Genomic DNA, 24,497 nt, shown 5'->3' on the forward strand with positions numbered 1-24,497 from the left:
GTCAGCTATCATTGTCAGGCAACTATGACAATAGCGTCTGACGAGAGGGGCGATTTCAGGCGTGACGAGTCGCCGCGCCACAAGGGCACCATGTCCCATGCCCGGAATGCGAACTCGGAAGAAATGCGAGGGTAGCGGACCCGATCGGGCCCGGTGTCAGACCGTGCGGCGGGCCAGGGCGCGCCGGCGCTGATCGCTCTCCGCACGAGCACGTTCGACCGCTTCGGTTTCGGTGACGTGCAGAAGATGGTCGATGAGCCGGGTGAGATGATCGCGCATCGCGTTGCGCGCATCGACCGGGGAGCGCGCCTCGAGCGCCTTCAGGATGCGGCCATGCTCGGCCATGCGGTTTTCGGTGCCCAGACTACCCGCCTTCGCGAGCACCTCGCGCGCGAGCGGCGAGCGGAAGCGCATGTCCCAGAAATCGGTGACGGCCGAGATGATCACGGCATTGCCGGTCGCCTCGGCGATGGCGATGTGGAAGCGCCGGTCGGCGGCTTCGGCCGCCTCGGTATCCTCCTGCGCCATCTGGGCCAGCAGCTCGCGCAGCTCGGCAAGCTGCGCCTCGTCGATCTCGGTCGCAGCGACCGCGGCGACCTCGCCCTCGAGCAGCCGGCGGGCTTCCGTGATCTCGAACGCGCCGATGTCGAGCTCGCGGTCGGCATTGGCGGTCGAGGAGGCGAGCACGAACACGCCCGATCCCTTGCGCGCCTCGACCAGGCCCTGCATCTCGAGCGCGATCATCGCCTCGCGGATCGTCGGGCGGCTGACCTGGAACCGCTCGGTCAGGTCGCGCTCCGCGGGCAGGCGCGTGCCCACCGGGAACACCCCGTCGGCGATGTCGGCGACGATCGCCTGGACGATCTTCCGGTAGAGTTTGCCACCCCGTTCTTCCGCCGACATATCGTTCCTCGTTCGATCAGCCGGACGCGAGCCCGGTCTTCGTATAATTGTCTTACTTCGCCCACGGCGACCCATCGTCAAGACCTGGCAGGCAGGCAGCCATATTTCTTTGCAAGAAATGTCTGACAGCTATTGCAATGTGGTCCGACCACAGATTAACGATGCGAGAGAAGAGAGACCGCATCGGCAGGAGCCGGCACCGCGGCAACATAAGGCGGGGAATGCTATGGGATCGTCAGGACTTGGGTGCTCGACTCGCCCTCGCGGAAACAGGATCGGTGCCGGCGCAATAGTCCGAGGGATCGCCGCTCTAAGCCTGTTAGCTCTGCCAGGCATCGCGATAGCCCCGGCGATGGCGCAGAAGCAGGCGCCATGGGTCGACATCACGCCTCGCGCCGGCTTGGCCGGCTGGCACACCGCGGGCGGGCAGGCGCCGTACGAGGTGACCGGCGGCGAGCTCATCGGACGCGCTGCGGCGGGATCGGCGAACAGCTGGCTGGTGTCCGACCGGCAATATGGCGACTTCATCCTGGAGTATGACGCCAAGACCGATCCGGTGCTCAACTCCGGCGTCATGATCCGCGGCCAGAGTCGGCCCGATTACCGCAACGGCGTCGTCTTCGGATATCAGGCCGAGATCGACCCGTCGAAGCGCGCCTGGAGCGGCGGCATCTACGACGAGCAGCGCCGGCAATGGCTCTACACGCTCGGCCGCAACGAGGCGGCGCGGCGGGTCTTCCGCTCGGGCGATTGGAACCACTATCGCGTCGAGGCGATCGGCAACCGCCTGCGCACCTGGGTGAATGGCGTGCCCGCCGCCGATATCGTCGACGACACCGACGCGCAGGGGTTCATCGCATTCCAGGTGCACGCCATCCCCGACGCGCTGGCGAGCCGGAAGCCCGAGGTGCGGTTCCGCAACGTCCGGATCATCAGCGAGAACGCAGCTCGTTTCGCCTCGCCGGCAACGACGCTGGAGCAGCAGGGCTGGCTGAGCAACCGCCTGTCCGACGGAGAGCGGCGCGCGGGCTGGACGCTGCTGTGGGACGGCAGCACCGCGAAGGGCTGGCGCAGCACCAAGGCCGCCGGTTTTCCGAGCAAGGGCTGGTCGATCCGCGACGGCATCCTGTCCGTCGAAGGGGGCGGCGGCGACATCGTCACCGCACGCGACTATCGCAACTTCGAGCTGTCGGTCGATTTCCGGCTGACGCCCAGCGCCAACAGCGGGATCAAGTACCGCATCGATCCGAAGACGCAGGTCGGCCTCGAGTACCAACTGCTCGACGATGCCCGTCATCCGGATGCCAAGATGGGCCGCGACGGCAACCGCACGCTCGGTTCGCTCTACGACCTGATCCCCGCGCGCAACCTGTCGGACCCCGACAGTCCGGGCAAGCGGATCAACCCGCCGGGCGAATGGAACCGCGCGGTGATCGTCGTGCGCGGCCGGCATGTCGAGCATTGGCTGAACGGCTTCAAGGTCGTCGAGTACGAGCGCGGCTCGCCCGAGTTCCGCGCGCTCGTCGCCGAGAGCAAGTTCGCCGGACGGGCGGACTTCGGCGAAGGCGCGCAGAGCCCGATCCTGCTCCAGGATCACGGCGACCGCGTCGACTTCCGCTCGATCAAGCTGCGCCAGTTGCAAGGGGAATGACGATGCTCGACCGCCGGACGATGATCAAGGGCGCGGGCGCGACGCTCGGGATCGCGATGAGCGCGCGCAGCTATGCGCAGATCAAGGGTGCCAACGACCGGCTGCGCGTCGCGGTGGTGGGGGTCAACGGGCGCGGGCAGGCGCATATGAGTGCCTTCTCGAAGCTGCCGAACGTCGCGGTCACCCATTTCGTCGACGTCGACTCCCAGATCCTGGCGAAGCGCGCCGCCGAGTTCGCCGCCAAGGGCAATCCCGCGCCCAGGACCGAGCGCGACTACCGCAGGCTGCTCGACAGCAAGGCTGTCGATATCGTGACGGTGGCGACGCCGGACCATTGGCACGCCAAGGTGGCGATCGACGCGATGGATGCCGGCCGGGACGTCTATTGCGAGAAGCCGATCAGCCTCGCCCCGGCCGAGGGCGAGGCGATGATCGCGGTGCAGCAGCGCACCGGCCGCAAGCTGCAGGTCGGCAACCAGCAGCGTTCGAGCGTCGAGACCCAACAGCTCGCCGCGCTGATCAAGGCCGGCGAGCTCGGCGACGTGTACGAGGCGCAGACCTGGTACGCCAACAACCGCACCTCGATCGGTCGCGGGCACGAAATGGCACCGCCGGCGCATCTCGACTGGGACATGTGGCAGGGGCCGCGGCCGCGCGGGCCCTATCGGTCCAATCTCGTGCCCTATAATTGGCACTGGTTCTGGAAATACGGGACCGGCGAGACCTGCAACAACGCGATGCACGAGCTCGACGTGGCGCGCTGGCTTATGGGGCTCACCTTTCCTGAGACGGTGACGGCGCGCGGCTCGCGCCAATTCTACCGCGGCGACGACTGGGAGATGTACGACACGCTCGCGCTCGACCTGATCTATCCCGACGGGCGCGCGATCCGGTGGGACGGGAACAGTTGCAACGGGATGCTGCGCTACGGCCGCGGCCGCGGCGTGCTGTTCCTTGGTACCAAGGGCTCGGCGGTCGTCGATCGCAACGGATTCGAGCTCTATGATCTCGCCGGCAAGCAGGTGCGGCAGGTGGCTGCGGCGGCGAGCTCCGAGACCACCGGGACGGTCGGCGAAGGCGCGCTCGACGTCCTGCACGCGGGCAACCTCGTCGACGTCATCCGCGGCCGGGCGAGCGCGCTCGCCTCGCCGATCCGCGAGGGTCATATCAGCACCACGCTCTGCCACCTCGGCAACATCGCCTATCGCACCAAGTCGACGCTCACGCTCGACACCGCGACGGGCAAGCCCTCCGGCCCCGAGGCGATGAAGCTCTGGTCGGTCGACTATGAGCCGGGCTGGGAGGTGAAGGCCTGACCGTCCCGTGATCACCCCCATGATTGCGATGCAGCCCGAGCGGTTCGCCGCGATGGGGACGCGGGTCGAGCTGCATCTGTTCGGCTCGGACGATCGCGATGCGCTGCTCGCGGCGCGGCGCGCGATCGAGGCGGTCGACGATGCGCTGACGATCCACCGCCCCTCAGCGACGACAGCGCTCAACGAGTGCCTGATGGCGGGGCGGCACTGCCGTATCAATGATCCGGTGCTGCTCGACGCGCTGGTCGAGATCGAGGCGGCCTATGCGGCGACATATGGCCTGTTCGATCCGGCCGCCGATGCGTCGAGGCCCGGGACGGGGTGGAACATGATCGCGTTCGATAGGGACCATGCCCGGATCGAGGCGTCGCGGCCCGTCGCCCTCGACTTCGGCGGGTTCGGCAAGGGTTTCGCGCTCGATCGGGCGTGCGGGGTGCTGAGGGCGGCGGGAGTCACGTCGGCCTTCCTGTGTGCGGGCGAGAGCTCGATCGCGGTCGTCGGCGAGCATCCGCTCGGGGGAGGCTGGCCGGTCGCGGTTCCCCGTCCGATCCGGCCGGGGGGAGTCCTCGCGGAATTCGAGCTCCGCGACGAGGCGCTCTCGATCTCGTCGACCGTGGGCGCGGGAACGGCCGCGCCGGAACGCGCCGCGATGATCCGTCCGACCGACACCTCCGTCATCACCGCGCCGCGTACCACGGTTGCCATCGACCGCAGCGGCGCGCGGGCCGAGGTGATGAGCACGGCGCTGCTCGTCGCCGATGACGATCTGGCCGGACGCCTGCTCGACCCTGGGCAGGCGCGCCGCTTCCTGTTCGATTTCAGCCGTGAAGCGGCGATGCCCGTTCAACCAGGTGAGATGGCTCTGCAATGACCGACAAGGATTTCGACCTCACGCGGCGCGCGTTCATCGACGGCGTCCTGAAGGCGACGGCGGCCGCCGGCATGGCGGCGGCCGCGCCATGGGCGGTCTCCGCCGCGGGAGCCGAGCCGGCCGCAGGCAATCGCGTGCGGCTGGGCGTGATCGGCACGGGCGATCGCGGCCGGACGCTGATCCGGAACATCCTCAAGACCCGCAACTGCACCGTCGCCGCGATCTGCGACAATTTCGAGCCGCATCTGTCCAAGGGACGCGCGCTGGTCAGTCCGGCCACGCCCGCCTTTGCCGATCATCGCGCGATGCTGGATGCCGGCGGCCTCGACGCGGTGGTCATCGCGACCCCACTCAACGTCCATGCGACCCACGTCCTGGATTCGTTCGACGCGGGTCTGCACGTCTGGTGCGAGAAGGCGATGGCGCGCACCATCGCCGACTGCAGCGCGATGGTGAGAAAGTCGCAAGACAGCCGCAAGGTGCTGCAGATCGGCCATCAGCGCATGTTCCACCCGACCTATCTCAACGCGCTGCGCCGGGTGAAAGCAGGCGAGATCGGTCCGGTCACGCAGATCCGGGCGAGCTGGCACCGCAACACCAGCTGGCGACGTCCGATCCCGCCCGGCGGTACCGACCGGCAGATCAACTGGCGCCTCTATCGCGACGTTTCAGCGGGACTGATGACCGAGCTCGCGACCCACCAGCTCCAGGTCGGCAACTGGTTCCTCGACGCGGTGCCGACCCGCGTGATCGGGTCGGGCAGCATCTGCTTCTGGAAGGATGGGCGCGACGTCTACGACCATGTCGCGCTGGTCTATGAATATGCGGGCGGGCGGAAGTTCGTCTACACCTCGCTCCTGAACAACGCGCGCTACGGGTGCGAGGAGCAGATCCAAGGCAGCAAGGGGACGATCGAGCCGGAGCTCGGCCGCATCTATCAGGAGGTGCCGCCCAAGGTGCTGGCGCTCCAGCGGATGCAGGAGGACGTCAAGCGCGGTCACAAGCGCACCGTTCCGATCGGCGGCGCCACCTGGTTCCCCGAGCTCCCCGTCACGACGCCGGGGGAATCGCTGGGCTGGGGCGAATATGACGAGACGATGCTCCAGTTCGAGGGGTTCGGCGAGGCGGTGCGATCGGGCAAGCCGCTTCCCGGACTGCTGGCGCAGGCCTATCATGCGAGCGTCGCCTCGCTGCTCGGCGAGCAGGCGATGGACCGCGGCGAGGCCATGACCTGGCCGACCGACCTCGTCACCGTCTGACGATCGAATGATGCGCATCACCAAGAGGAACCCGCTGTGATCGAATCCAACCGCCGCGAGCTTCTGGGCCTTCTCTCCGCGAGTGTCGCCGTCGGCTTCGCCGCCGACGCGCTCGCGCAGTCCGCCACCCGTGGCGATGCGCCGACCGAGGGCGCGCCGGCACGGCCCGCCCCTGAAGCCAAGTATCGCGTGCCCTTCGCCGTGATCGGGCTCGACCACAACCACATCTACGGCATCACCGACGCGGTGATCCGCGGCGGCGGCGTGCTGACGAGCTTCTTCGCCACCGATCCCAAGCAGGTCGCGATGTTCCAGAAGCGCTATCCGGGCGTCCCGCTGGCGCGATCGGAGGACGAGATCATCGAGAACCGCGCGATCAAGCTGGTGTGCAGCGCGGCGGTCCCCAGCCTGCGCGCGCCGCTCGGCATCAAGGTCATGCGCGCGGGCAAGGACTATCTGAGCGACAAGGCCGCCGTCGTCTCGCTGCAGCAGCTCGCCGATGTCCGCCAGGCGATCAAGGAGACCGGGCGCAAATACGGGATCATGTATTCGGAACGCCTCGAGGTGCCGGCCGCGGTCATGGCCGGCCAGCTCGTCCACGACGGCGCGATCGGCCGGGTGATCCAGACGGTCAACCTCGCCCCGCACCGCCTGGCCGCGCCGAGCCGGCCGGACTGGTTCTGGGATACGAAGCGCAACGGCGGCATCCTCACCGACGTCGGCAGCCACCAGGCCGACCAGTTCGTCTATCTGACGGGCAGCAAACGCGCGCATGTCGTCGCGTCGCAGACCGGCAACTTCAACCATCCCGAGCATCCTCAATTCGAGGATTTCGGCGACATGGTGCTGAACGGCGACGGCGGCACCGGCTATGTCCGGGTCGACTGGTTCACCCCGGACGGCCTGCCTACCTGGGGCGACGGCCGCCTGTTCATCCTGGGGACCGAGGGCTACATCGAGCTCAGGAAGTACGTCGACGTCGCCGGACGGCCCGGCGGCAACCACCTGTTCATCGCCGACCGCAAGGGCACGCGCTATCTCGACTGTTCGAAGGTGCCGCTGCCCTTCGGCCCGCAGTTCGTGACCGACATCGTCGAGCGCACGTCGGTCGCGCAGGACCAGGAAGGCGCCCTGCTCGCCGCCGAGCTGGTGCTGACCGCCGAGGCCCGCGCGACGCCGGCCAAGGACAGCGCCAGCGCGTGACCTGAAGACTGTTCCCCCATGCCATTTATGCGCCGGAAGCGGCCCTGGCCGATATAAAACTTCCGGAGACCGTCCTAGCCCTCGGCCGGGCTTTCGAACCAGGCCTCGACCGGACCGGTGAGCTTGATCGTCAGCGGCTGGCCGTGGCGGTCGACCTTCTTGCCGAGCTGGACCCGGATCCAGCCTTCGCTGATCGAATATTCCTCGACGTCACGGCGCTCCTGCCCCTTGAAGCGGATGCCGATGCCGCGGCGGAGCAGTTCCCCGTCGAAATGAGGGCTGCGCGGATTGGTCGAAAGCCGGTCGGGAGGAGTGTCGCTCATGACCGCGCCTCCTGCCCCAGCCGCGCGCAAAAGAAAAGCGGCGCGGGAACCCTGAGGCTCCCGCGCCGCCGTTCGTCATATGGCTGCCGTCTCAACGGCAGATGCGGATCCGCTCGCGATCGCCCCAATAAGGGTCGTAGCGCCACTCGGTGTAGCAGCGCGGGCGATAGCGATAGTAGTAATCGTCCTCATAGTAATAGGGACGCGGGTAATAGCCGCGGTCGTAGTAGTAGGGACGGTCGTAATAGCGGTCGCGGCTGCCCGACGCGATCGCCGCGCCGACCGCCAGCCCCAGGACGCCGGCGGCGATCGCCGGACCCGTCCGGTCGTGGTGGTGATGGTAATAGCCGCGACCCCAGCCGCCGCGCCAGCGCTGCGCCTCGGCCGGCGCCGCCGTCGCGACGAGCGCGGTCGCGCCGAGCGCCAGGCCAAGCGTCGCTTTCTTGAACAGGTTGCGCATCTCGATGCTCCTCATGACACGCCAGGTCGCTTTGACGAACGAACGCAGGTCGACCGAGCTTGTTGCGTGCCCTAGCAAGGGTCATCTGAACTCACCCGGAATGCTCCGTTTACCACAGGTTCAGCCAGGGAGGGCTTTGTTGCAATGGCGTATTGGATCATGCGTTCGGAACCCGAGACGTACGGCTGGGACGACCTCGTCCGCGACCGCTCGACCGAGTGGGACGGCGTCCGCAACGCCACCGCACGCATCTTCCTCAAGGAGATGCAGCCAGGCGACCGCGCCTTCTTCTACCATTCGGGCAAGCAGAAGGCGGCGGTCGGCATCATGGAAATCACCCGCGCCTGGCGGCCCGACGGCGAGGACGGCAACTGGGCCAGCGTCGCGGTGAAGGCGGTGGAGGCGCTCCCCCGCCCCGTCACTCTCGCCGAGATGAAGGCCGAGCCCCGCCTCAAGGCGCTCGAGATGCTCCGCCTCTCCCGCCTGTCGGTGACGCCGGTGCGCGAGGAGGAATGGGCGGTGCTGCTGGAGATGGCGGGCGGCTGAGTCGGTGCTCCTGCGAAAGCAGGAGCTCAGGCCGCAAGCGATACGCCTTGTGATTCAGGGCTCCTGCTTTCGCAGGAGCACGATTTCACCTTATCCGGGCAGCCCATCAGGCCGCCGCAGCTCCAGCCCCATCTCATCGAGCGGAGTCCCGGTCGCGCGATCGACCACCACCGGCTCCACCGTCCGGCCGCTCTCCGCCTCGACCACCACGCTCATCGGCCCGCCGCCGAAGTGCCTCGCCCCCCACGCGCCCAGCGCATGGAGGATCGGCAGGTAATCGCGCCCGCATTCGGTCAGCACATATTCGTGCCGCGGCGGCCGCGCGCTGTACTGGCGCCGCTCGAGCAGCCCCGCCTTGGTCAGCGCCGCCAGCCGCCGCGTCAGGATATTGGGCGCGATCCCCAGGCTCTTCTGGAACTGGTCGAAGCGCGTGAGGCCCAGCCCCGCGTCGCGCAGGATCAGCATGCTCCACATATCCCCCGCACGGGTGAGCCCACGCGCCACGGGACAGATGCCTGCGGAAAATTTCTCGATGTCCATTGCAGAATGATAGTGACATAACTATCAAAATGCAAGCGACTCGATCCCGAACCGCGGGAGATACGAGACATGACCCAGCCCCTCAATGAAACCGCCCTCGTCACGGGCGCGTCCACCGGCATCGGCGCCGTCTATGCCGATCGCCTCGCCCGGCGCGGCTACGACCTGATCCTGGTGGCGCGCGACGCCGCCCGCATGGAGGCGCTGGCCGAGCGCTTGCGCGCCGAGACCGGCCGCACCGTCGAGGTGCTGCGCGCCGACCTCACCGACCGCACCGACCTTGCCGCGGTCGAAGCGCGCCTCGCTTCCGATCCGTCGGTCACCTTGCTGATCAACAACGCCGGCAAGTCGATGAAGGGCACCCTGCTCGACGCCACGCCCGAAGAGATCGACGACATCGTCGCGCTCAACATCACCGCCCCGACCCGCCTCGCCGGCGCCGCGGTCAAGGCGTTCGCCGCACGCAAGGCCGGCGCGATCGTCAACATCGCTTCCGTCCTGGCGCTGGCGCCCGAATTCTACGACGGCGTCTATTCGGGGTCCAAGGCGCACCTGCTCAACCTCAGCCTGTCGCTCGCCCACCAGCTCAAGGACCAGGGCGTCTATGTCCAGGCGGTGCTGCCCGGCGCGACCCGCACCGAAATCTGGGAGCGCTCGGGCAAGGACGTCGACAGCTTCCCGCCCGATTTCGTCATGGACGTGCACGACCTGGTCGACGCCGCGCTGGCCGGCTTCGACCGCCGCGAGGGCGTGACCATCCCCCCGCTCGCCGACGAGGCGGACTGGACCGCGATGAACGACGCGCGCCTGGCGATGCAGAGCCGCCTGTCGCGCAGCGAGGTGGCGTCGCGCTACCGCGAGGCGGTGCCCGCCTGATGGACAGCCTAGGTCACGACCAGTAGCGCGCCAGCGCCTCGGCGGTATCGTCCATCGCGATCGGATCGGCGTCGCCGGTCAGCGCATAGGACATGTCGCCGCGCCGCCAGTAGGCGACCGACTGCAGCCCCTCCCGGACCGCATCGGGCCGTTCCGGCGCGTCGCTCGCCTCGCGTGTCGCGAAGATCGACATGCTGCGCCCTTCAGGGGTCTTCACGGCAACGAGGAGCGCGGGCGCCTTGTCGGTGGGAAAGACCTGGACGTCGGTCACCTGCCAATTGGTCGGCAAGGTCGGTACGGCGATGCTGGTGCGAGCCAGGATTTCTCCCGCGTCGAACGTCGGCGCCTCGACCTGCGACGCCATGTGCGCCCGCATCATCGCGACGCGGTGCGACGCGACCGCCATGTCGACATAGGCCGGCGGCCGCCCCGGCAGGAGCAGGAAGGCGGATGCCGCCGCCGCCAGCGACAGCGCGCCGGCCGGCACCGCCTTGCGCAGGAGGGCACGGGCCGGCCGCCGCTGCAGCGCCGCCGCCTTCTCCGCCATCTCGGCAGGCACCGGGCGCGGATCGTCGGCGAGCAGGTGCAGCGCCGTCCGCGTGCCGAGTTCTCCCATCACCCGCGCTGCCAGCGCGGGGTTCTCCGACAGATAGCTCTCGACTGCGAAGCGGCGGCCGGGATCGAGCTGGCCGTCGACATAGGCATGGAGGTCCATTTCCGACGGCTCATCCAGCATCCTGTCCTCCCACTACCCGCAGCTGCGCGGCCCCGGGCTCCTGCCCGCTGTCGCCATCCCTCAGCGTCGCACGCGCCCGGGCGAGGCGCGACATCACCGTCCCGACCGGCACGCCGAGAACGTCGGCCGCCGCCTGATAGCTGAGCCCCTCGACGACGACGAGGTGGAGCACGGCGCGCTGATGCTCGGGCAGCGCGGCGAAGGACCGGGCGATCCGTGCCAGATGGGCGCGCCGCTCCTGCTCCGGATCGACATGCGCCATCAGCGTCTCGGCGAAGCGATCGTTGCGCCGCGCCTCGGCCGCCTCGCGCCGCTTGCCCGAGACGAAGACGTTGTGGACGATGGCGAGCAGCCAGCGGCGACGACCGTGCCCGGGCCGGTAGCTCCGATGCCGCTCGATCGCGCGGAGCAGCGCGTCCTGCACGACGTCGTCGGCATCCTGGTCGTCGCGGGCGAGCGCGCGGGCATAGCGGCGCATCGCCGCGAGATCGTCCTCGATCGCCCCGTCCCGGTCCGACTTCATCCACCGCATCGCATTGGCCTCACGCCGCCTGGCGAACGGGCACGTGCCCCAGGCAGCGGCGATAGCTTTCCAGCACCGCCCCTAGCACATCGTCCCAGCGATGGCGCCCGGCCTCGTCGCCCGCCGCCCGGCCAAGCCGGCGCCGCAGCGTCGCGTCGCGGATGAGATCCTCGGCCGCACCGGCAAAAGCGGCAGCGTCATGCGCCGGCACCAGCAGCCCGGTGCGGCCATGCTCGATCAGCGCCGCCGCGCTGGCGACGTCGGCCGAGACGACCGCGAGCCCGCTCGCCATCGCCTCCAGGTTGACGTTCCCGAACGCCTCGGTGACGCTGGGGTTGATGAGGATATCGGCGCTGGCGATCGTCCTGCCGAGCTCCAGCCCCTCGAGATGACCGGTGAAGACCGCATCGGGCAGCCGCCGCTCGATCCAGCCGCGCGCCGGCCCTTCGCCGACCACCAGCGGCCGCACCCGGTGTCCCGCCTCACGCAGCGCGGCGATCGTATCCGCGAACACGCCGAGCCCCTTCTCGACGACCAGCCGCCCGAAGAACAGCGGCACGATATCGTCCGGGCCATAGCCATGGCCGGCGCGCAGGGCCTCGCTGCGCAGCGCGGGATGGAACAGCCGCCGCTCGACGCCGCGGCCCCAGATCGCCACCCGCTCCCGGCCGTGCGCCGCCGCCAGGCTCTGCGCGATCGGCCGCGTGGGCGCGAGGATGAGGTCGCAGTCGCCGTAGAAGCGGTCGAGGTAGCGCTCGATCACCGGCCGCAGGAACGACAGACGGTAATAGTCGGCATAGGTCTCGAACCGGGTATGCAGGCTCGCCACTACCGGGATGCCTCTGGCCCGCGCATATTTCTGCGCCTGCCGTCCGAGCAGGTCGGGCGCGGAGAGGTGGACGATGTCGGGCCGGAAGTCGTCGAAATCGGCGCGCGCCTCGCGCGTGAAGCCCAGCGCCAGCCGGTATTCCGGCCGCCCCGGCAGGCTCAGCGAGCGGACCGCACGCACCTCCCCCACCGACGCGAAAGCCTGGCGTGGCGCACGCGGCGAATAGACGCGCACTTCGGCGCGCCCTTCGGCCAGCAGATAGGCGACCAGCCGGTTGAGCGCCTGGTTGGCGCCGTCACGCACGCAGTCGTAATTGCCGGAAAACAATGCGACGCGCAGCGGAGGCCGGGACGACGGCTTGGGGGCGAAACGCGGGTACGCGGTACGGACATCGAGCAGTGCCATAGCGGGCATACGCCTGCCGACGCCCCGCTATTCCCTCTCCGCCGTCAAAATTCTCTGACGAGCCGCACCCCCGCCCGCGGCCGCACCGGCTCGCCGCGGTCCTTGTGCGCGCCGAGGCCGAACTGCACGTTCACCGCGCGCGCCAGCCGCTGGTGGACCTGCGGCATCACCAGCACATGGCCGTCACGCCCGCCGAGATAGTTCACTTCCAGTCCAAGCACCCGATCGTCGCTGGCGTCATAGAAAGTGGAATGGTTGAGGATGGCCGCGTTGCGCCCCCGGCCGCCGCCGGCGGCGATGTCGGAGAGGCCGGCCATGCTCACGCTGCTCCATCGGCGGTCGAATCGGTGCGCGACCATATAGGCGAGGCTGCTCGAATAGCGCCGATGATGCCGGTCGTAGATGCCGAGATACTGGACGCCATGCGCCGATCGCCCCTCGTTGAACGTCCCAAACGCGCCTTGCAGCCCCAGCTTCAGCTCGGCGAGCCGGCGCCCCTCGAACGGCAGCTCGACCTCGACGGCGAGCCCATCGGCGAAGGCATATTCGACCTCCGGCGCCCAGCCGACCGTCCGCTCGGGCCCCGACAGCGGCACCATCGCCAGCGTATTGGCCTCGAGCTCGCCCTGACGTGCACCGAGCGGGCGCATCATGTCGAACACCATCGGCTCGGGGACATGGGGATAGTCGCCCGCCCGGGCGAACGGACAGAGCCAGGCGCTGAGGGCAAGGCACGCCACATGGCCGGCAACGCGGCCGAGTGGTGGTATCGGCAAGGGAAGCTCCGCGGAGATTGGTGACGCTCCCACTTACGCGTGTCGGCCGCCGGTTATTCCTCCGAGAGGGGAATCCCACCCGTCCGTTCGCGCTTTTCTCCCGGCGCGAAAGATGCTTAAATCTCGCCTGATAAAATTCAATCCCATAATATGGGACAAAAGGGAGAGTATATGTCAGGGTCGAAGGTTGCGCGCGCTGCTCTCGTCGGTAGTGCTTCCATGGTCGCCGTGTGGCTCGCGAGCGGTTCCGCCCATGCGCAGAGCGCGCCGTCCGAAACCCCAGCGCAGACGGTCCAGGACGGACAGGACGACGCCGATATCGTCGTCACCGGCTTTCGCTCCAGCATCGGCAGCGCACTGAACGCCAAGCGCTCGGAATCCTCCGCGATCGACATGATCAAAGCGGAGGACATCGCCGACTTCCCCGACAACAACCTCGCCGAATCGCTGCAGCGCGTGCCCGGCGTCTCGATCAACCGCGTCGGCGGTGAAGGCCGGGCGATCACCGTCCGCGGCCTGTCGGGGAGCTTCACCCGCGTCCGCGTCAACGGCATGGAGGCGCAGGCGATCTCCGGCGCCACTACCTCCGACCGCGGCATCAACACCGGGCGCGGCTTCGATTTCAACGTCTTCGCGTCGGAGCTGTTCAACAACCTCGTCGTCCGCAAGACCGCGGACGCGGAGACGATCGAGGGCTCGCTCGGCGCGACGGTCGACCTCAACACGTCGCGGCCCTTCGACTATAAGGGCTTCACCTTGGCGGTGAGCGCGCAGGGCGGGTACAGCACCCTCGCCAAGAACGTCGATCCGAAGCTCACCGGCCTCGTCTCCAAGACCTGGGAGACCGGCATCGGCCGCATCGGCGTGCTGGCCTCGGCCGCCTACAGCCGCCGCCGCTATTACGAGGACCAGTTCGGCTCGGGCGGCTGGAATCCGGCGACGATCGACGGCGGATTCTGTTCGCCGGTCGGCGTGACGCCGGTATCGCCCGCACTCAACCCGGGACAGGGCACCACCGCCACCGACTGCGCGACCGGCGTACCGCGGCCGGCAGCGAACGACACCAACTACGCGCTGGTGAATCGCTCCACCGTCTTCCTGCCGCGCATCCCGCGCTACGGACGGTTCCATCACGACCAGAAGCGCCTGGGCGTCACCGGATCGCTGCAATGGGAGCCGAAGCCCGGCATCGAGTTCGGCGCCGACGTGCTTTATTCGGACTATAAGGTGTTCCGCGAGGAGAATTGGCTCGAGGGCTTCTCCTTCGCCCGCGCGATCGCCTCGCCCAACTTCGGCAAGCCGCAGACTGCCATCCGCGAGGCGGAGCTGCGCGAGGCCGGCATCAGCAACACCCAGGGCGTCAATTTCGGCCAGACGGTCTACGACATCGACTATGGCGTGTTCGACGGCGTCGACGTGCGCTCGGACACCCAGTACGACCGTTTCCGCAGCCGTTTCACCCAATATAACCTCTACGGAAAGTTCGACGTCACCGATCGACTGCGCGTGAACCTGCTCGCGGGCAAGGCGCGGACGAATTTCGACCAGACCGAGCAGACCACCTTCCTGTTCGGCCGCAACAACACCCGCCAGACCATCGACTTCCGCGAGGATCGAAACCAGCCGACGATCACCTACGGCTTCGACGTCACCGATCCGAGCCAGTACACGCTCGCCCCCGGCAGCGCCGAAATCCGCGCGTCCCCGTCATTCGTCGACAACGAGAACAGGATGGTCGAGGGCAGCTTCACCTGGAAGGCGGCCGACGGCTTTACCGTGAAGGGCGGCGTCCACGTCGACCGGTTCGACTTCAGCGTCACGCCCTATCAGCGCCCCAACAACTTCCTCGTGCCGACGGTCAGCGCGGCGGATCTTGCGGGGATGACGCATCTGGTCAAGGGCTTCGGCAAGGGGATGCGCGACGGCGTGTTCCCCAGCTCCTGGGTCGCGATCAACTATTCGGATTTCGCCGAGCGCTATGGGCTCGACGATTATACCGGCGATTTCGCCCTCGTTCAGAACCTCGGCGGCACGCGCAAGGTGCGCGAGGACATCGTGTCTGCCTATGGCCAGGTGGATTTCGATCTGGCCGGCATGGGGGTGCCGGTCCGCGGCAACGCGGGCCTGCGCTATGCCCGCACCTCGCTCGATTCGACGGGCTATTCCACCTCGCTGGCACAGTTCGTGACCGCGCATAATTCCTACGAGGATTGGCTGCCGTCGCTCAACGTGGTGGCCGACCTCAGCCGCAACCTGCTGATCCGCGGCGCCGTCGCCAAGGTGATGACCCGGCCGGAGCTAGGCTTCCTCAGCCCCGGCGCCAACGTCGTGATCAGCGGCACGCCCAGCATCAACAGTGGCAACCCGACGCTCGATCCGATCCGCGCCACCACCTATGACGCGGCGATCGAATGGTATTTCGCGCCCAGCTCGCTGCTGTCGGCCGCCTATTTCCGCAAGGACATCGATTCCTACATCCAGAACCAGGCGCTGCAGATGACCTTTGCGCAGACGGGGCTGCCGCTGAGCCTGCTCGCCAACAGCGGCCTCGATCCCAATGTCACCCTGTTCACGGTCAACCAGGCCCGGAACACGCCGGGCGGGCCGCTGAAAGGATTCGAGATCAACTACCAGCATGCGTTCACCTTCCTGCCCGGGTTCCTCAAGAACTTCGGCGCGCTATTGAACTACACGCATGTGCAATCGACGATCACCTATTATCTGGCAGCGAGTTCGGCCAATACCACCAAGCGCGACCTGCTGGGCCTGTCGCGCGATGCCTTCAACGGAACGCTCTATTACGAGGACAAGAAGCTGAGCGCGCGCATCTCGGGGTCCTACCGCGGCCCCTACATCATCGCGCTTCCCGCCAACAACCCGCTCCAGGACCTGGAAGGCGTCGACAAGTCGCTGATCTTCGACATGTCGGTGTCCTACCAGTTGACCGATCAGGTCAAATTGACGCTGGAGGGGCTGAACCTCTTCGACCGGCCCTATCGCCAGTATATCGACTCCGACCGCGACAGCACGTTCGTCTACAGCCACACCGGCGCCCAATTCTACTTCGGCGCCCAGTTCAAGTTCTGACGCAGCGACGCCGGGGCGGCAGGCTGCCCCGGCGACCTTCCGGCCCGCTTATTCCCTTGGCGATGTTCCGTTTCCGCGGGGCTCCGCCGGCACCGGATCGTCCAGCGGGATCGGCACGCGCGCCGACTTGTCCGGGGCTTTGCCCGACCCGCGCTTCACCGCCGCGCCGATGTCCCGGATCAGCATGCCCGGATTGGTCGCCTCACCCGGCTCCTCGCAGCAGCTGTCGGGATCGATCAGCTTGCCGACCGCCCGGACCAGGAAGGTGGCGCCGCCGAGCAGGTCGACGCCGACCGTGCATCCCCGCATGTCCGCCGCGCACGGCGGCGCGGCTGCGGCGAGCGCGCCGGTGCCGCTGAGATCGGGATTGCTCGGCATCGGCCGGTCGGGCGGCCCGCGCTCGGCCGGCAGCGGCAGCCGCGGCGTCGCCGCCTCCGGCTTGCCGCAGACGACGATGTCGCTGGTGGTGTTCCGTGCCGAGGCACATGGATCGACCAGGATCGACCAACGCTGGGTACCGTCGCCCGCCGTCTCCGGCCGGTCGACGGCGGTGTCCTGGACGCCGGCCAGCGCCAGCAGCACGGCGATCAGCATGTCCGCGCCCTCCTCGCTCCATGAACGACCGCCTGATCAAAGCATAGATCGGCCGGAAGCAGGAGCGAAAAGCGGCGGGGTCAGGCCGCCTCGCTCACCCGCTTCTGCCGCTTGCGCTCGTGCGGATCGAGGAAGCGCTTCCTCAAGCGGATCGACTTCGGCGTCACCTCGACCATCTCGTCGTCGTCGATATAGGCGATCGCCTGCTCCAGCGTCATCTTCTTGGGCGGGGTCAGGCGGATCGCGTCGTCCTTGCCGCCCGAGGCGCGGAAGTTGGTGAGCTGCTTCGCCTTCATCGGATTGACCTCGAGGTCGTCCGGCTTGGCGTTCTCGCCGATGATCATGCCCTCGTAGAGCGGATCGCCCGGCGCCACCATCAGGATGCCGCGCTCCTCGAGCGCGTTGAGCGCATAGGCATTGGCCTCGCCCGAGCCGTTGGAGATCAGCACGCCGTTCTTGCGGCCCTCGATCGGGCCCTTGTACGGCCCGTACTTCTCGAACAGCCGGTTCATGATGCCGGTGCCGCGCGTGTCCGACAGGAACTCGCCGTGATAGCCGATCAGCCCGCGCGACGGCGCCGAGAAGGTGATGCGCGTCTTGCCGCCGCCCGACGGGCGCATATCGGTCATCTCGGCCTTGCGCTGGTTCATCTTGTCGACGACCGTGCCCGAATATTCGTCATCGACGTCGATCACGACGGTCTCGTACGGCTCCTCGCGGCCGCCGTTCTCGCCCTCGCGGAACAGCACGCGCGGCCGGCTGATGCCGAGCTCGAAGCCCTCGCGGCGCATCGTCTCGATCAAGACGCCCAGCTGGAGCTCGCCACGCCCGGCGACCTCGAAGCTGTCCTTGTCGGCCGCCTCGGTGATCTTGATCGCGACGTTCGACTCCGCCTCACGGAACAGGCGGTCGCGGATCATGCGGCTGGTGACCTTGCTGCCCTCGCGCCCCGCCATCGGCGAATCGTTGACGGCGAAGCGCATCGACAGCGTCGGCGGATCGATCGGCTGCGCCTGGATCGCTTCGCTCACCGAGGTGTCGGCGATGGTGTTGGCGACGGTCGCCACGGTCAGCCCGGCCAGGCTGATGATGTCGCCCGCGCGCGCTTCCTCGACCGGCACGCGGTCGAGCCCGCGGAAGCTCATCAGCTTCGACGCACGGCCGGTCTCGATGACATTGCCCGCCTCGTCGAGCGCGTGGATCGGCTGGTTGACCTTGACCACGCCCGACTGGACGCGCCCGGTCAGGATGCGGCCGAGGAAATTGTCGCGATCGAGCAAAGTCACCAGGAAGGTGAACGGCGCGTCCTCGTCGAGGCTGGGCGGCGGCACATGGCTGACGATCTTCTCGAACAGCGGGCGCAGCGTGCCCTCGCGGATGTCGGGATTGTCGCCGGCATAGCCGTTGCGGCCCGAGGCGAAGATCACCGGGAAATCCAGCTGCTCGTCGTTGGCGTCCAGGCTGACGAACAGGTCGAACACCTCGTCGAGCACTTCCTGCGCGCGCGCGTCGGAGCGGTCGATCTTGTTGACCACCACGATCGGCTTCAGGCCCAGCGCCAGCGCCTTGCCGGTCACGAACTTGGTCTGCGGCATCGCCCCCTCGGCAGCGTCGACCAGCAGCACCACGCCGTCGACCATGCTGAGGATGCGCTCGACCTCGCCGCCGAAGTCGGCGTGGCCCGGCGTGTCGACGATGTTGATGCGGATGCCTTCCCAGTCGATCGAGGTCGGCTTGGCGAGGATGGTGATCCCGCGCTCCTTCTCGAGGTCGTTCGAGTCCATCGCCCGTTCCTCGACGCGCTGGTTGTCGCGGAAGGTGCCGGACTGGCGGAACAGCTGGTCGACAAGCGTGGTCTTGCCGTGATCGACGTGGGCGATGATCGCCACGTTACGGAGGCGCATGGGGATTCTCTGATTTCGCGTGAAAGTTGGCGGCCCCTAGCGCAAATGCTGCGTCGCGGGAAGCCTTGGCATTTCATTCGTGTGTGTTACATAGATAAGGCACCAAGGAGACGGCATGAACAAAGCGTGGGGAGGGCTGGTGTTGGCGGCGGCGCTCGGCGGCTGCGGCGACGAGCAGGTGCACCAGATGAAGGCCGAGGTGACGCTCTCCGATACGGGGCGGTTGGCGGTGGCGTGCAAACAGTCGAGCTCCGGCGAGTGTCATGCCCTCGTCCTCGGCACCACCCTCGTTCGCGGCGTCGCCAAGGCCGGCGCCGACACTACGATCGACGGCGTGATTCCCGGCGTGCGGTTCTGCGTGGGCGAGGTCGCGCCGGAGCCCGACAAATGCGGCCCCAAGGAACTCGCCGTCGGCACCACGATCTTCAGCCATCGCAAGGTCGTCAAGAACTGATCCTCCTTGAACCCACGCGCCCTTGCGCCCATTGAGACAGCATCGGCAGGAGATAGCCATGGCGACCACCGCTTCCACCACCGAGACCAAGACCGCCGAGAAGGACCTCGTCCTCACCGCACCCGAGCCCGTGCCCGCGGTCGCGCCTGAGAAATCGGCCGGCCTCGTCCCCGTCGACGACGCCAAGCGGACCGAGCTCGAAAGCCGCGTCGATGCGTTCATCGACGACCTGGTCGCGCAGGACGTCAACTCCCCCGAGTTCGGCAAGCGCATCGACGCGATCACCGGCATGGGCCAGAAGGAGATCCGCGAGGCGGCGGGCCAGTCCAACCGCTTCCTCGACCGCCCGATCCGCGCGATGGACCAGGAATCGGGCGTCGGCGCCGACCTCGCCCAGCTCCGCCGCACGATCGAGGACCTCGACCCCGGCAAGAAGGGCGACCTGTTCACCTCGAAGAAGCTGTTCGGGATCATCCCCTTCGGCAACAAGATGCGCGACTATTTCGACAGCTACAAATCGTCGCAGACCCACATCGCCTCGATCCTGAAAAGCCTCGCCTCCGGCAAGGACGAGCTGCTGATGGACAATGCCGCGATCGACGTCGAGCGGCAGAACCTATGGGCGGCGATGGGCCGGCTCGAGCAGATGATCCACCTCTCCAAGACGATGGACCAGAAGCTCGAGGACAAGGCCGCCGAGCTCGACCATACCGACCCGGCCAAGGCCAAGGCGATCCGTGAGACCGCGCTGTTCTACACCCGCCAGCGCACCCAGGACCTGCTGACGCAGATGGCGGTGACGGTGCAGGGCTATCTCGCGCTCGATCTCGTCAAGAAAAACAACGTCGAGCTGGTGAAGGGCGTCGACCGCGCCTCGACCACCACCGTCTCGGCGCTGCGGACGGCGGTGACGGTGGCGCAGGCGCTGACCAACCAGAAGCTGGTGCTGGAGCAGATCACCGCGCTCAACACCACCACCGCGGACATCATCGATTCGACCGGCAAGCTGCTCAAGAGCCAGACCGCGACGATCCACGAGCAGGCGGCGAGCTCGACCATCCCGGTCGAGACGCTCCAGCGCGCGTTCCAGAACATCTACGACACGATGGACGCGATCGACACGTTCAAGCTCAAGGCGCTCGATTCGATGAAGACGACGGTCAACACCCTGTCGAACGAGGTCGAGAAGTCGAAGGGCTATATCGCTCGCGCCGAAGGCCAGGCCCAGGCCGCGCTGGAAGGGCCGCAGGAGACGTTCAAGCTAGAGGCCGTGTAAGTGTCCGAAGTCGACGACGTCGTTTTCCGCAGCCAGGAAGTGCTCGACCGCACCCGCGCCGGCTATGGCGCCGGGACCCGCGCCCGCAAGCGCCGCGAGCGGGAGATCGTGACCCGCGTCGGTCGTGTGCTCGCCGCCGACGCCGCGATCATCGTCGCGGCGGTGGCGATCGGGTTCATCGTGCCGCTCGGCATGTTCGGCGCGCTGGCGGTGATGGCGCTGCTGATCGCCGCAACCTTGTTCTTCGCGCTGCTCCCCGCTGGTCCGGCGCCGCGGCCGGAACGGTTCGGCCAGATCCCGCTCAAGGCGCTGCCCCGGCAGACCGAGGCCTGGCTGGAGCAGCAGCGGCCGGCGCTTCCGGCTCCCGCCGTCAACCTGATCGACACGATCGGCACGCGGCTGGAGACGCTGGCGCCCCAGCTCGCGGCGCTCGACGAGAACACCCCCGCCGCGGTCGAAGTGCGCAAGCTGGTCGGCGAGCAGCTCCCCGAATTGGTCAAAGGCTACCAGCGCGTGCCCGAACCGCTGCGCCGCACCCCGCGCAACGGCCGCACACCCGACGAGCAGCTCGTCGACGGCCTCAGGACGATCGAGACCGAGATCGGCGAGATGACCCAGCAGCTCGCGCAAGGCGACCTCGACCTGCTCTCGACCCGCGAACGCTATCTCCAGATCCGCTACCGCGACGACGAGGGCGTGGGGAAGTAGGCGTCCCGAGCTTTTTCTCTTCGTCATGTCGGACTTGATCCGGCATCCAGGGTCACGAGCGGCGTCCCCCGTGGCTCTGGATCCCGGGTCAAGCCCGGGATGACCTTGGTATAGAGCTGTCCGTGCTCCCGCGGAGGCAGGAGCCCTGGATCATGGGGACCGCGCTAATACCGATCGACGTTTGAGGATGACCGACGCCTCGACTCTCTTCGCTGTCACCCCGGACTTGTTCCGGGGTCCACCGGGAGGCAAGGACCGGCCAAGAGGTTTGAGCGCAGTCCGCGAGGCTCAGTGGACCCCGGCACAAGGCCGGGGTGACGCATCTCGCAATCCGCCTCAGATCACCCGGTTGATCAGATTCTCGATCCGTTCCTGCCGCCCTGACCGCGGCGTCGGGGCCAGATCGCGCTCGACCGCGAGGTCGGCAATACCGGCGAGGTCGCGCTCGCCGACCAACCGGCCCAGCTCCCCATCCCACCCCGCATACCGCTCGCGCCGGATCGCATCGACCCGCCCGTCCTCGATCACCCGCGCCGCATTGAGCAGCCCCTTCGCCACCACGTCGATCCCGCCGACATGGCCATAGACCAGGTCGACCGGATCGACCGACTGCCGCCGCACCTTGGCGTCGAAGTTGAAGCCGCCCGTCGTGAACCCGCCCGCGCGCAGCACCTCGACCAGCGCCAGCGTCATCTCCTCGACCGAATTGGGGAATTGGTCGGTGTCCCAGCCGTTCTGCGGGTCGCCGCGATTGGCGTCGATCGAGCCGAAGATGCCGAGCGCGCCCGCCATCGCCAGCTCATGCTCGAAGCTGTGGCCGGACAGCGTCGCATGGTTCGCCTCGATGTTGACGCGGACCTCGTCCTCCAGCCCGTAGCGCTTGAGGAAGCCGTACACGGTCGCGGTGTCGAAGTCGTACTGGTGCTTGGTCGGCTCGTGCGGCTTGGGTTCGATCAGGATGGTGCCGGTGAAGCCGATCTTGTGCTTGTGCTCGACCACCAGGTTGAGGAACCGCCCGAGATTGTCGAGCTCGCGGCCGAGATCGGTGTTGTGCAGCGTCTCATAGCCTTCGCGCCCGCCCCACAGCACGTAGTTGGTGCCGCCGAGCCGGTGCGTCGCCTCCAGCGCGTGGCGGACCTGGAACGCCGCCCAGGCATAGACCTCGGGATCGGGATTGGTCGCCCCGCCCGCGGCATAGCGGGGGTGGCTGAACAGATTGGCGGTGCCCCACAGCAGCCGGCGGCCGCTCGCCGCCTGCAGCCGCTCGAGATCGTCGACCGCCTCGGCGAAGAAGCGGCCGTGCTCGGCGACGCTGTGCGCCTCCGCCATCACGTCGACGTCGTGGAAGGTGTAGAAAGGTACGTCGAGCTTGCGGAACAGGTCGAACGCCACCTGGCGCTTCTGCGCGGCCGCGGCGCTGTCGTTGGCGCCGGCGTGCCACGGCCGGTTGAAGGTGCCGCCGCCGAACACGTCGCTGCCCGGCCAGCAGAAGCTGTGCCAGAAGCAGATCGCGAAGCGAAGGTGGTCCTCCATCCGCTTGCCGAGCACCACCCGGTCCTTGTCGTACCAGCGATAGGCGAGCTCGTTGTCGGTCTCCGGCCCTTCGTAGCGGATCTGGGGGATGTCGGCGAAATAGTCGGTGGCCATCAGGCGCTCCTTGGTGTGATGCGGGGATAGGCGGCGCGGAAGGCGGCGTGCTTCTCCGCCAGCGCGTCGATGAGGTCGGGTTCGGGATCGATGGTACGCGCGACCGGCGGCGGCACGCAGACCTCGGCCGGATCGCCGCCATCGACGGCGAGCTGCGCGAGCCGGGCGCCGCCGAGCGCGGGACCGACCTCGCCGCCCTGGAGATAGACCAGCGGCAGCTGCATCGCGCTCGCCAGCACGCGCCCCCAATAGCCCGAGCGCGCCCCGCCGCCGACGACGGCGAGCTGCTCGAGCTCGGTTCCCGCCTCGCGCAGCACGGCAAGACCGTCGGCCAGCGCGAAGGCCACGCCTTCGAGCACCGCCTGCGCGAGCCGCCCGCCGTCGCTGTCGTAATCGAGCCTGAGGAACGCCCCGCGCACCTCGGCATCGTTGTGCGGCGTGCGCTCGCCGGAGAGATAGGGCAGGAAGATCTCGGGCCCGCTGGCCGGCCCCGCCGCTTCGGCGCGGGCGAACAGCTCGGCCGGGCCCGCCGCGCCGGTGATCCGCGCCACCCAGTCGATGCACGCCGCGGCCGAGAGATGCACCGACATCTGGTGCCACATGCCCGGCAGGCAGTGGCAGAAGGCATGGACCGCCCGATCGGGATTGGGCCGAAAGTCGCGCGTCGCGACGAAGATCACGCCGGAGGTGCCGAGCGACAGCAGCGCGTCGCCGTCCCTCACCACGCCGACCCCGGCCGCCGCCGCGGCATTGTCGCCGCCGCCCGCCGCGACCGGCACCGCGCCCATGCCCCACAGCTCGGCGACTTCGGGCCGCAGCCGGCCGGTGATTTCGCTTCCCTCGTGCAACACCGGCATCTGCGCTTCGTCGAGCCCGCACGCCGCGAGCAGCGCCTCGCTCCATCGCCGCGCGCCGACGTCGAGCCACAATGTCCCGGCGCTGTCGGAAAGGTCGGACGCCTTGTCGCCGGTCATGCGCAGCCGGACATAATCCTTGGGCAGCAGCACGGTCGCCACGCGGGCGAAGACGTCGGGCTCATGCGCCCGGAGCCACAGCAGCTTGGGCGCGGTGAAGCCCGGCATCGCCATGTTGCCGGCGATCCGCCGCAGCTCGGGCACCCGCGCTTCGAGCGCCTCGCACTCGGCGAAGCTGCGACCGTCGTTCCACAGGATCGCGGGCCGCAGCGGCCGGTCGTCGGCGTCGAGCAGGGTCGCGCCGTGCATCTGCCCCGCCAGCCCCACGCCGCGCACCGCGCGCCGCACGGCGGGATCGATCGCCTGCACCGCCGCGGTGGTCGCGGCCCACCACGCCTCCGGGTCCTGCTCCGACCACAGGGGGTGCGGCCGCTGGACGGTGAGCGCCGCGGTACCCTGCCCCGCGATCGCGCCGCGCTCGTCGAGCACGACCGCCTTCACCCCCGAGGTGCCGATGTCGATGCCGAGGAACATGCGTCAGCGTCGCGGCGATCGGAAGGAAGCCTCGCGGCGGCGAATCATCTTACGCTCTCCTGACAATTCCGGCACGGGTCCGCGCCCGGTATTTACGTTAGCGCTATCACTTTCACCTGCGCGCCGCAACGGCGAGATATGACGAATGCCTTGCGCGCCCCG

The 24,497-nt window shown here is 68.1% G+C and carries 23 protein-coding genes; 11 read left to right on the forward strand and 12 right to left on the reverse strand.

The genetic code is table 11. The features are described 5' to 3' along the window. Positions 1-156 precede the first annotated feature (156 nt). Positions 157-903 carry a FadR/GntR family transcriptional regulator gene (locus AC2YHA_RS10710; RefSeq protein WP_233785409.1) on the reverse strand — a complete coding sequence of 249 codons (747 nt, stop codon included), beginning with the start codon at positions 901-903 and terminating at the stop codon, positions 157-159. A gap of 352 nt (positions 904-1,255) precedes the next feature. Here AC2YHA_RS10710 and AC2YHA_RS10715 point away from each other — a divergent pair, with 352 nt between their 5' ends. From AC2YHA_RS10715 to AC2YHA_RS10735, 5 genes are read left to right on the forward strand one after another with little or no spacing between them, the layout of a single operon-like run. Further along, on the forward strand, positions 1,256-2,554 hold the full coding sequence (locus AC2YHA_RS10715) for a 3-keto-disaccharide hydrolase (protein WP_487401489.1): 1,299 nt from the start codon (positions 1,256-1,258) through the stop codon (positions 2,552-2,554). Between the two features lie 2 nt (positions 2,555-2,556). Beyond that, positions 2,557-3,870, forward strand: coding sequence for a Gfo/Idh/MocA family protein (locus AC2YHA_RS10720; protein ID WP_487401490.1), 1,314 nt, complete (start codon positions 2,557-2,559; stop codon positions 3,868-3,870). Positions 3,871-3,889: 19 nt separating this feature from the next. Next, on the forward strand, positions 3,890-4,741 hold the full coding sequence (locus tag AC2YHA_RS10725; protein WP_487401491.1) for an FAD:protein FMN transferase: 852 nt from the start codon (positions 3,890-3,892) through the stop codon (positions 4,739-4,741). Beyond that, positions 4,738-6,000 carry a Gfo/Idh/MocA family protein gene (locus AC2YHA_RS10730; protein WP_487401492.1) on the forward strand — a complete coding sequence of 421 codons (1,263 nt, stop codon included), beginning with the start codon at positions 4,738-4,740 and terminating at the stop codon, positions 5,998-6,000. Before AC2YHA_RS10725 ends, AC2YHA_RS10730 begins: the two co-directional genes overlap by 4 nt. A gap of 36 nt (positions 6,001-6,036) precedes the next feature. Beyond that, the gene (locus AC2YHA_RS10735; RefSeq protein ID WP_487401493.1) at positions 6,037-7,203 is read left to right on the forward strand and encodes a Gfo/Idh/MocA family protein; all 1,167 of its coding nucleotides are present in this window, start codon (positions 6,037-6,039) and stop codon (positions 7,201-7,203) included. Between the two features lie 74 nt (positions 7,204-7,277). Here AC2YHA_RS10735 and AC2YHA_RS10740 read toward each other — a convergent pair whose 3' ends face one another. Both AC2YHA_RS10740 and AC2YHA_RS10745 read right to left on the reverse strand, forming a co-directional pair. Beyond that, the gene (locus AC2YHA_RS10740) at positions 7,278-7,526 is read right to left on the reverse strand and encodes a DUF3297 family protein (RefSeq protein WP_233785403.1); all 249 of its coding nucleotides are present in this window, start codon (positions 7,524-7,526) and stop codon (positions 7,278-7,280) included. A gap of 91 nt (positions 7,527-7,617) precedes the next feature. Then, a complete protein-coding gene (locus tag AC2YHA_RS10745) occupies positions 7,618-7,986 on the reverse strand; it encodes a hypothetical protein (RefSeq protein WP_233785402.1) in 369 nt (122 codons plus the stop codon). Positions 7,987-8,130: 144 nt separating this feature from the next. Between AC2YHA_RS10745 and AC2YHA_RS10750 the strand changes: the two genes are divergently transcribed. Beyond that, positions 8,131-8,532, forward strand: a complete 402-nt coding sequence (locus tag AC2YHA_RS10750) for an EVE domain-containing protein (protein WP_487401494.1) — start codon at positions 8,131-8,133, stop codon at positions 8,530-8,532. 90 nt (positions 8,533-8,622) lie between these two features. On the opposite strand, the gene AC2YHA_RS10755 is transcribed toward AC2YHA_RS10750, so the two are convergent. Next, positions 8,623-9,072: a winged helix-turn-helix transcriptional regulator gene (locus tag AC2YHA_RS10755; RefSeq protein ID WP_487401495.1), complete on the reverse strand. Its 450-nt coding sequence runs from the start codon at positions 9,070-9,072 to the stop codon at positions 8,623-8,625. A 69-nt stretch (positions 9,073-9,141) separates the two neighbouring features. On the opposite strand from AC2YHA_RS10755, the gene AC2YHA_RS10760 reads away from it, so the two are divergent. Beyond that, positions 9,142-9,948, forward strand: a complete 807-nt coding sequence (locus tag AC2YHA_RS10760; RefSeq protein WP_487401496.1) for an SDR family NAD(P)-dependent oxidoreductase — start codon at positions 9,142-9,144, stop codon at positions 9,946-9,948. Between the two features lie 13 nt (positions 9,949-9,961). Here the strand turns inward: AC2YHA_RS10760 and AC2YHA_RS10765 are convergent, their stop codons facing one another. Genes AC2YHA_RS10765 through AC2YHA_RS10780 form a run of 4 tightly spaced genes read right to left on the reverse strand, consistent with a single transcriptional unit; the run spans position 9,962 to position 13,217 of the window. Further along, the gene (locus AC2YHA_RS10765) at positions 9,962-10,684 is read right to left on the reverse strand and encodes an anti-sigma factor family protein (protein WP_487401497.1); all 723 of its coding nucleotides are present in this window, start codon (positions 10,682-10,684) and stop codon (positions 9,962-9,964) included. After that, positions 10,674-11,207 carry a sigma-70 family RNA polymerase sigma factor gene (locus AC2YHA_RS10770; protein ID WP_487401498.1) on the reverse strand — a complete coding sequence of 178 codons (534 nt, stop codon included), beginning with the start codon at positions 11,205-11,207 and terminating at the stop codon, positions 10,674-10,676. The genes AC2YHA_RS10765 and AC2YHA_RS10770 overlap by 11 nt, the downstream gene beginning before the upstream one ends. Before the next feature lie 19 nt (positions 11,208-11,226). Beyond that, positions 11,227-12,441 (reverse strand): glycosyltransferase family 4 protein, encoded by a 1,215-nt coding sequence (locus AC2YHA_RS10775; protein ID WP_487401499.1) that lies wholly within the window; start codon positions 12,439-12,441, stop codon positions 11,227-11,229. Positions 12,442-12,485: 44 nt separating this feature from the next. Further along, positions 12,486-13,217, reverse strand: coding sequence for a hypothetical protein (locus AC2YHA_RS10780; protein WP_487401500.1), 732 nt, complete (start codon positions 13,215-13,217; stop codon positions 12,486-12,488). A 219-nt stretch (positions 13,218-13,436) separates the two neighbouring features. Between AC2YHA_RS10780 and AC2YHA_RS10785 the strand changes: the two genes are divergently transcribed. Then, on the forward strand, positions 13,437-16,304 hold the full coding sequence (locus AC2YHA_RS10785) for a TonB-dependent receptor (protein ID WP_487401501.1): 2,868 nt from the start codon (positions 13,437-13,439) through the stop codon (positions 16,302-16,304). 48 nt (positions 16,305-16,352) lie between these two features. On the opposite strand, the gene AC2YHA_RS10790 is transcribed toward AC2YHA_RS10785, so the two are convergent. Continuing rightward, positions 16,353-16,898: a hypothetical protein gene (locus tag AC2YHA_RS10790; RefSeq protein ID WP_487401502.1), complete on the reverse strand. Its 546-nt coding sequence runs from the start codon at positions 16,896-16,898 to the stop codon at positions 16,353-16,355. A gap of 80 nt (positions 16,899-16,978) precedes the next feature. Continuing rightward, positions 16,979-18,802, reverse strand: coding sequence for a translational GTPase TypA (gene typA, locus AC2YHA_RS10795; RefSeq protein ID WP_233785392.1), 1,824 nt, complete (start codon positions 18,800-18,802; stop codon positions 16,979-16,981). A 115-nt stretch (positions 18,803-18,917) separates the two neighbouring features. On the opposite strand from typA, the gene AC2YHA_RS10800 reads away from it, so the two are divergent. The 3 genes from AC2YHA_RS10800 to AC2YHA_RS10810 are packed head-to-tail and all read left to right on the forward strand — an operon-like array spanning position 18,918 to position 21,240. Further along, positions 18,918-19,256, forward strand: a complete 339-nt coding sequence (locus tag AC2YHA_RS10800; protein WP_487401503.1) for a hypothetical protein — start codon at positions 18,918-18,920, stop codon at positions 19,254-19,256. A gap of 58 nt (positions 19,257-19,314) precedes the next feature. After that, positions 19,315-20,532, forward strand: coding sequence for a toxic anion resistance protein (locus AC2YHA_RS10805; RefSeq protein WP_487401504.1), 1,218 nt, complete (start codon positions 19,315-19,317; stop codon positions 20,530-20,532). Next, on the forward strand, positions 20,533-21,240 hold the full coding sequence (locus AC2YHA_RS10810; RefSeq protein ID WP_233785389.1) for an HAD family hydrolase: 708 nt from the start codon (positions 20,533-20,535) through the stop codon (positions 21,238-21,240). Between the two features lie 336 nt (positions 21,241-21,576). Here AC2YHA_RS10810 and xylA read toward each other — a convergent pair whose 3' ends face one another. Beyond that, positions 21,577-22,887, reverse strand: a complete 1,311-nt coding sequence (gene xylA / locus AC2YHA_RS10815; RefSeq protein ID WP_487401505.1) for a xylose isomerase — start codon at positions 22,885-22,887, stop codon at positions 21,577-21,579. Beyond that, positions 22,887-24,335, reverse strand: coding sequence for a xylulokinase (gene xylB / locus AC2YHA_RS10820; RefSeq protein WP_487401506.1), 1,449 nt, complete (start codon positions 24,333-24,335; stop codon positions 22,887-22,889). Before xylB ends, xylA begins: the two co-directional genes overlap by 1 nt. Between the last annotated feature and the right edge of the window lie 162 nt (positions 24,336-24,497).

The sequence above is a fragment of the Sphingomonas sp. SRI_018 genome, assembly GCF_057586275.1.